The organism is Agathobaculum sp., assembly GCF_050946325.1.
GTDB lineage: Bacteria > Bacillota > Clostridia > Oscillospirales > Butyricicoccaceae > Agathobaculum.
Genome location: NZ_JBMNUP010000092.1, coordinates 1 through 7,486, shown reverse-complemented (window position 1 = coordinate 7,486; position 7,486 = coordinate 1). Strand labels below are relative to the sequence as shown.

The 7,486-nt window shown below is 57.3% G+C and carries 7 protein-coding genes; 1 reads left to right on the top strand and 6 read right to left on the bottom strand.

What is annotated here, in order from left to right; all coding sequences use genetic code 11:
* Positions 1–2,317, bottom strand: a 2,317-nt coding sequence (gene secA / locus ACOYIE_RS07785) for a preprotein translocase subunit SecA (RefSeq protein ID WP_433412059.1), incomplete at its 3' end; no start/stop codon positions are given.
* 275 nt (positions 2,318–2,592) lie between these two features.
* Positions 2,593–3,519: a calcium/sodium antiporter gene (locus ACOYIE_RS07780; protein WP_433412057.1), complete on the bottom strand. Its 927-nt coding sequence runs from the start codon at positions 3,517–3,519 to the stop codon at positions 2,593–2,595.
* 309 nt (positions 3,520–3,828) lie between these two features.
* Here ACOYIE_RS07780 and prfB point away from each other — a divergent pair, with 309 nt between their 5' ends.
* Positions 3,829–4,965 carry a peptide chain release factor 2 gene (prfB, locus tag ACOYIE_RS07775; RefSeq protein ID WP_433412055.1) on the top strand — a complete coding sequence of 379 codons (1,137 nt, stop codon included), beginning with the start codon at positions 3,829–3,831 and terminating at the stop codon, positions 4,963–4,965.
* 84 nt (positions 4,966–5,049) lie between these two features.
* On the opposite strand, the gene ACOYIE_RS07770 is transcribed toward prfB, so the two are convergent.
* The 4 genes from ACOYIE_RS07770 to rplJ all read right to left on the bottom strand — a co-directional run.
* Positions 5,050–5,754 (bottom strand): hypothetical protein, encoded by a 705-nt coding sequence (locus ACOYIE_RS07770; RefSeq protein WP_433412053.1) that lies wholly within the window; start codon positions 5,752–5,754, stop codon positions 5,050–5,052.
* Complete coding sequence (locus ACOYIE_RS07765) at positions 5,751–6,311, bottom strand: RNA polymerase sigma factor (RefSeq protein ID WP_433412051.1); 561 nt, start codon at positions 6,309–6,311, stop codon at positions 5,751–5,753. Before ACOYIE_RS07765 ends, ACOYIE_RS07770 begins: the two co-directional genes overlap by 4 nt.
* Before the next feature lie 198 nt (positions 6,312–6,509).
* Entirely contained in the window at positions 6,510–6,881 is a 372-nt protein-coding gene (gene rplL / locus ACOYIE_RS07760; RefSeq protein WP_433412049.1) for a 50S ribosomal protein L7/L12, read from the bottom strand.
* Positions 6,882–6,925: 44 nt separating this feature from the next.
* Positions 6,926–7,486: 50S ribosomal protein L10 (rplJ, locus tag ACOYIE_RS07755; RefSeq protein ID WP_433412047.1), on the bottom strand; the 561-nt coding region annotated here is incomplete at its 5' end.

Sequence of the window (7,486 nt, the reverse complement as noted above, 5' to 3'; positions counted from 1 at the left end):
CTTCATATACCTTGTGCGCCTGCTCGGCCAGCGTTTCAATCAGCTGGTCGGCGGTCAGGTCGTCGCACTCCTCGGGCGTGAAGGTGCAGTCGGTCGGGCGCAGGAAAATGCCGATAAACGGACGCCGTGCCTGTTCGACCATCGCAGGCTCGATGACGGTATGCTCGCCAATGGCGGCATGCACCGCGCGGGCCACGGTGTCGTCAATCATGCGGACGATGTTTTCCTTGATATCCTTGCCCTCCAGCACCTGCAAACGCTGGCTGTAAATGGTCTGGCGCTGGGTGTTGAGCACATCGTCATACTCCAGCACATGCTTACGGGTGGCAAAGTTGCGGGATTCAATCTTCTTCTGCGCGTTTTCAATCGCGCCGGACAGAATCTTCTGGTCGATAGGCTCGTCTTCGTCAATGCCCAGCGTGTTCATCATATTCTGGATTTTTTCCGAGCCGAACAGGCGCATCAGATCGTCTTCCAGCGAAATATAGAAGCTCGATTCGCCCGGGTCGCCCTGACGGCCGGCACGGCCGCGCAGCTGGTTGTCAATCCGGCGGGATTCGTGCCGCTCCGTGCCCAGGATATACAGGCCGCCGGCCTCGCGCACCTTTGCGGCGTCGGCGTCGGTTTCCTGCTTGAATTTCTCATACAGCTCGGTAAAGCGCGCGCGGATGGCCAGCACTTCGGGGTCGTCGGTCTCCGCATGGCCGTTGGCTTCATAAAGCAGCTCGGGGCTGTAGTCGCCCTTGCGCAGCTCGTCCAGCGCCATGGTCTCCGGATTGCCGCCGAGCATAATATCGGTGCCGCGGCCGGCCATGTTGGTCGCAATCGTCACCGCGCCGGATTTACCGGCCTGCGCGACGATATCCGCCTCTTTTTCATGGTATTTGGCGTTCAAAACCGTGTGTTTGATGCCTTTTCTCTTCAAAATGGCCGAAAGCTCTTCAGATTTTTCAATCGAAACGGTGCCCACCAGAATCGGCTGGCCCTTGGCGTGGCATGCTTCAATGCGCGCAACGGTCGCCTTGATTTTGCCGCTTTCATTTTTGTATACCGCGTCCGGATTGTCCTTACGGGCGATGGGCTTGTTGGTCGGAATCTCAATCACATCCAGCTTATAGATGTGGCGGAATTCCTCCTCCTCGGTCAGCGCGGTGCCCGTCATGCCGGAAAGCTTGCCGTACAGACGGAAATAGTTCTGGAAAGTGATGGTGGCAAGGGTCTTGGACTCATGCGCAACCTTGACGCCTTCCTTGGCTTCGATGGCCTGGTGCAGGCCTTCGTTATAGCGGCGGCCGAACATCAGACGGCCGGTAAACTCGTCCACAATGATGACCTGTCCATCGCGTACAACGTAATCCACATCGCGCTGCATGACGCCGCGGGCCTTGATGGCCTGGTTGATGTGGTGCTGCAGCGTGGTATTCTCGGGGTCGGACAGGTTATCCACCCTGAAATACGCCTCCGCCTTGGTCTGGCCGTGCGGCGTGAGCGTGGCCGTGCGGGCTTTTTCGTCCACAATATAGTCGGCGGTAATATCGTCCTGCTCCTCCTTGGCGTCCACTTCCTTGACGCGCAGGCACTTGAGGCCGGCCGCAAACCGGTCGGCCATCTGGTACAGCTGGGAGGACTGCTCGCCCTGGCCGGAAATAATCAGCGGGGTACGCGCCTCGTCGATGAGGATGGAGTCCACCTCGTCCACAATGGCAAAAGCGTGGCCGCGCTGCACCATGGCCTGCTTGTAGATGGCCATATTATCGCGCAGATAGTCAAAACCGAACTCATTGTTGGTGCCGTAGGTGATGTCCGCCTCGTACATCGCGCGGCGCTTTGCCGGCTCCACCTCATGAATAATCAGGCCGACCGTCAGCCCGAGAAAACGGTATACCTTGCCCATCCACTCGCTGTCGCGCTTGGCAAGATAATCGTTGACGGTGACAATGTGAACGCCCTTGCCGGTCAGCGCGTTCAGGTAAGCCGGCAGCGTGGCGACCAGCGTTTTGCCTTCGCCGGTTTTCATCTCCGCAATGCGGCCCTGATGCAGCACAATGCCGCCGATAACCTGCACGCGGTAATGCCGCATGCCTAAAACGCGCCACGCCGCCTCCCGGCAGGTGGCAAACGCCTCTGGCAGCAGATCGTCCAGCGTTTCGCCGTTCTGATAGCGGGCTTTGAATTCGTCCGTCTTGGCGCGCAGCTCGGCGTCGGTCAGTTTTTTATACGTCTCCTCGAGCGCGTCCACCTTATCCGCAATGGGATAAATCTTTTTCAGCTCATGCGACGAATGCGTGCCGAAGAGCTTGGTAAAGAAGTTAGCCATTTGTTGATTCAGCCTTTCAAAAGGAGCAAAAAGCGCCCCTGTTTTCATCATAACAGAAATATTATATCACATATATATGGGGAAACAAACAAATTTTTTGTAAATAGGCCGCCGTTTCCCGCTAAAATTTCGCTTTCCGCGCGGTTTCTCTTTTGGGGGGCGCGGCGCCGCACAAAAAAGACGGCCGGACTGCGTCCGGCCGTCTGAGACTGTCGAAAAACTTTATTTTTCCGGCAAGCAGAAAAAAGTCTTTTGAGCGCCCTGGAAAAAGCGGTTTACCGCATGATCAGATACGCCGTATACGCCGCATACGTCAGCGCCATCACGGCGCCGGGCGCGCGGCCCAGCTTGCCCTTACGGGCCGGCAGATAGAACAATACGCTGACCGCAACCAGAATCAGGCAGTCAATCGGCGCGGTGGGCTGCACGGTGATCGGCGTAATCACCGCCGAAGTGCCCAGAATCAGCAGAATATTGAACAGGTTGGAGCCGATGACGTTGCCCATCGCAATATCGTTCTGCCCCTTGCGCGCCGCAACCAGCGAAGTAACCAGCTCCGGCAGGCTGGTGCCGCAGGCCACGATGGTCAGGCCGATGAGCGTTTCCGACAGGCCAAACATGCGGGCGATGCCCGTCGCGCCGTCCACCGAAAGCTGCCCGCCCAGCACAATGCACGCAAGGCCCAGCACGATGTTCACCACAATCAGGCTGGTTTTCATCTCAATCTCATCTTCCGCGGGCGCCGCTTCGCGGTTTTGCAGCGCCGGACGGATCTGCATCGCCATGACCACGGCGAACAGCGCCAGCAGTACCACGCCTTCCAGACGGCTCAGTCCGCCGCCCAGCAGCAGCATCACGCCCAGCAGCGCGGCGGCGCCAATGCTCATCGGCCAGTCGCGGCGCAGCAGATCGCGGTCCAGCACCAGCGGGCACAGCACGGCCGAAAGACCGGCCACCACCAGCAGATTGAACAGATTGGAGCCGACGACGTTGCCGACCGCAATCTCATTGGCGCCCTTGAGCGCCGCGGTAACGCTGACCGCCAGCTCAGGCGCGGACGTGCCGAACGCCACGACCGTCAGGCCGACCAGCAGCTGCGACACGCCCATCCGGCGCGCGGCCGCCGCCGCGCCCGCGACGAACTTATCCGCGCCCCAGACCAGCAGCGCAAAACCCAAAACCAACAGAACAAATGACAGCATGCACAACACCTCTATGAGAATAAGAATACGCTTCTGCGCGCAAAAAAAGAGACCTTTATTGCGGCTGAAGCAATAAAAGTCTCGCTGCTTAACGGAACGGCGCCGGACAGGCTGTTATCCGCCCGCCGGGATTGACGACGCCGACCACACATTCAAATGTGTGAGCTACTCCCTTTTATTTTAACGTTGTATTGTATAATATAGGGAAAATTATCGCGTTTGTCAAGTATAACTGCAAAAAAACTTTACAAGAACCCGTTTTTTGCGTATACTATAGTATGTTGAAAAATACGGTGAAGGAGCATTTTCATGCTTGAGTTTGAAGAATACAAGGTAAAACTGAACAACCTGAAACCCGCGCTGGAAGAGCTCTATACCTCGCTGGGTCTGGAAAAGGCCGAGCGCGAGGTGGAGGAGCTGGAGATCAAGTCCTCTCAGCCCGGCTTTTGGGACAATCCGGAGGAAAGCCAGAAAATCGTTTCCCGCATGGGCGCTTTGAAGGGCAAAATCGAATCCTACAACCATCTCAAAGAGCTTTGCGACGATCTGCTGACCATCTGCGAAATGGCCATTGAGGAAAACGACGAATCCATGCTCGGCGAGCTGGAAAGCGGCTTCAAAGAGCTGGATGAGGGCGTGGCCGAACAGAAGCTCTCCACCCTGCTGACGGGCGAATACGATAAAAACAACGCGCTGGTCTCTTTCCACGCGGGCGCGGGCGGCACCGAAGCCCAGGACTGGTGCGAAATGCTGTACCGCATGTATACCCGCTGGGCTGAACGCCACGGCTACACCTATAAGATCATGGACTATCAGGACGGCGACGAAGCCGGTCTCAAGTCGGCCGATATCATCATCGAGGGCGAAAACGCCTACGGCTTCCTCAAGGGCGAATCGGGCGTACACCGTCTGGTGCGCATCTCTCCCTTTGACGCATCCGGCCGCCGCCACACCTCCTTCTCTGCGGTGGAGGTTGTGCCCGATATTCCGGATACCTCGGCTGATTTTGAAATCAAGCCCGAAGATTATGAAATGCAGGTGTTCCGCTCCTCGGGCGCGGGCGGCCAGCACATCAACAAGACCTCGTCCGCAGTCCGCCTGATTCACAAGGCGACCGGCATCGTCGTATCCTGCCAGACCGAGCGCAGCCAGTTCCAGAACAAGGACAACTGCCTGCGCATGCTGCGCTCCAAACTGGTTGAGATCAAGGAACGCGAGCATCTGGACAAGATTTCCGATATCAAGGGCGACCAGAAAAAGATCGAATGGGGCAGCCAGATCCGCTCCTACGTCTTTATGCCCTATACCCTTGCCAAGGATACGCGCACGGCCTATGAAAACGCCAACATCAACGCCGTGATGGACGGCGATATCGACGGCTTTATCAACGCCTACCTGTCCGCGCTGGCCACCGGCGTGTGGGAAGGCAGCAAGGGCGGCAACTGATTTTCGCCCCATCACACGGCAGACACAATGGATAACAAAAAGCTCCCACCGCAGGGTGGGAGCTTTTTTCATGTATGCGCGGCGTCAGGCCAGCAGGCCGGTCAGTAGGTTTTCCAGTTCTTCTGCCGGAACGCCGTGCGTTTCCACGTCATAGAATACGCCGCCGCAGGCAAATTCCGCAAACAGCGTGTCCCGCACACCGTAAACCGTCACGGCGGTCCCGCCAATTTCCGACTGTTCGGGCGCGTCGCACACGAAGAAGCAGTCTCTGAGCGGCGCCTGTCCGGCGCAGAGCGCAATCTTTGCGCTGCCGCCGTCCGCCGTCCGCAGTTCAAAGACATAGTCATGCGGGATATAGACCGCGCCCCTCGGCTCTGTCGGTGCGTCAACCGAGTAAAACGCCGTCTGCTGCCAGTCTGCGGGCAGTTTTGCTGCAAATTCCGCACAGGTCATCCCCATAGCGTCTGCAAACGCCTGTTCTGCGGCCTGCCGCCCGTCAGCGGGCAGATCGCTGTAGTGGGAAAACTGCACATCCATATCCGCGCTTGTCACATTTTCCACCGGATTGACCGTCAGCACGCCGCCCTCCGGCTGCGGCACGACGCCGCCGGGCGTCTGGCCGTCCGTGCGCTGCCCGGCGAACCAGAGCCCAAGGACCGCCAGGCACAGGCAGGCGGCCGCCGCGCACCATTTGGGCCAGACCGGTTTTCGCTTCCGGTATTCCCCTGCCTCTTTGACATAATTTTCATCCATGCCGCCGAGGACTTCATAGAATTTCTCGTTCGTCATAGTGCAAAACCCCTTTCCGTCAGGTAGTCGTGCAGTTTCCGGCGCAGGCGGCTGAGCGTCATGGACACGGCGCCTTCTTTCATGCCATGCTGCGCGGCAATGGCCGAAATGCTTGCCGTGTACCAGTAACGGCTGACAAAAATGCTTCTTTTTTCCGGGGAAAGGCTGCCCAGAAACGCATCAATGGCCCGCACCAGCTCCCTGCGGTCGATTTCCTGCTCCACATCCTCTTTGCCGGATACCAGCTCGCGCAATTCGTCCAGAACCACCGGCAGCTCGCCGCCGCCCCGTTTTTCGGCCGTATTGTGCCGGTAGCGGTTCAAAGACAGATTGCGAACGATTTTTCCAAGAAAGGCAGATAAGATATGCGGCCTGTGCGGCGGCATCGCGTTCCACGCGCCGATATAGGTATCGCTCACACATTCCTCGGCGTCCTCCCGGCTGCCCAGTATGTTCCTGGCAATTGCGGTGCAGTAGTTTCCGTATTTTTGCGCCGTGGCGGCAATCGCCTGCTCATCCCTGTCCCAATACAGTTGAACGATTTTCGCGTCATCCATCTGCGTTCACCCCGCTTTCATTTTGTCCTTTCACCTATATACACAACTTTCCGGCCGCCGTCTCACACATTTTCCCAAAATATTTTTGCTTTTATTTTATCATACCGCCGCCGCTTCTGTATATCGCGGCATGAAAAAAGACCTGCTGCAAATGCAGCAGGTCTCTTTCTTGCAAATTGTAAGGCTTTCCGAAACGGATTACTTGAGCTCGACGGTAGCGCCGGCAGCTTCCAGCTTCTCCTTGATCTCGTTCGCCTCAGCCTCAGAAGCGCCTTCCTTGATGGTAGCCGGAGCGCCGTCAACCTTCTCCTTGGCTTCCTTCAGGCCCAGACCGGTGATCTCGCGAACAACCTTGATAACGCCGATCTTGGAAGAGCCGGCAGAGGTCAGAACAACGTCAAAATCGGTCTTGGCAGCAGCAGCAGCTTCCTCGCCGCCGGCAGCAGCGCCGCCAGCAACGGCTACGGGCGTAGCGGATACGCCGAATTCCTCTTCCAGAGCCTTTACCAGCTCAGAGAGCTCCAGAACCTTGAGCTCTTTTACAGCATCCATAATCTCCTGTACAGACATGGGATAAACCTCCATTATAAGTTAATTTTTAAAATTGATGTGCATTACTCCGCAGCGGGAGCTTCCTCGGCCGGCGCCTTGGCGGCTACCAGCTCGGCAACCTTCATGTCCTCGTTGCCCTCGGCCTTCTTGACGATTGCGTCGCAGGCAATAGCAAACTGCATGATAGGATAGTTGAAGCTGTACAGCACCTGCGCGATAAGGGTTTCCTTGTTCGGCATGCTTGCCAGCTTCTTGACCTCTTCCTCGGAGATAACCTTGCCCTCCAGGAAACCGGCCTTGATCTTGAAGTTCTCATGCTTCTTGGCGAACGCGCCCAGAATCTTGGCGGGAGCGATTACATCGTCCGTCGTCGAGATCGCCAGCGCAGACGTACCGTTCAGGTGCTCGTCCAGTTCGTTGAAGCCCAGCTCGTTAGCTGCAAAGCGGATCATCGTGTTCTTGATGACAGCGTAGTCCACACCGGCTTCACGCAGCTCGCGGCGCAGATTGGTATCATCCTCAACATTGATGCCCTTGTAGTCAACCAGAACACCTGCGGGGGAGTTCTTGATCTTCTCTACCAGCGAGGCAACCAGAGCCTTCTTCTCTTCCAGAACCTTTGC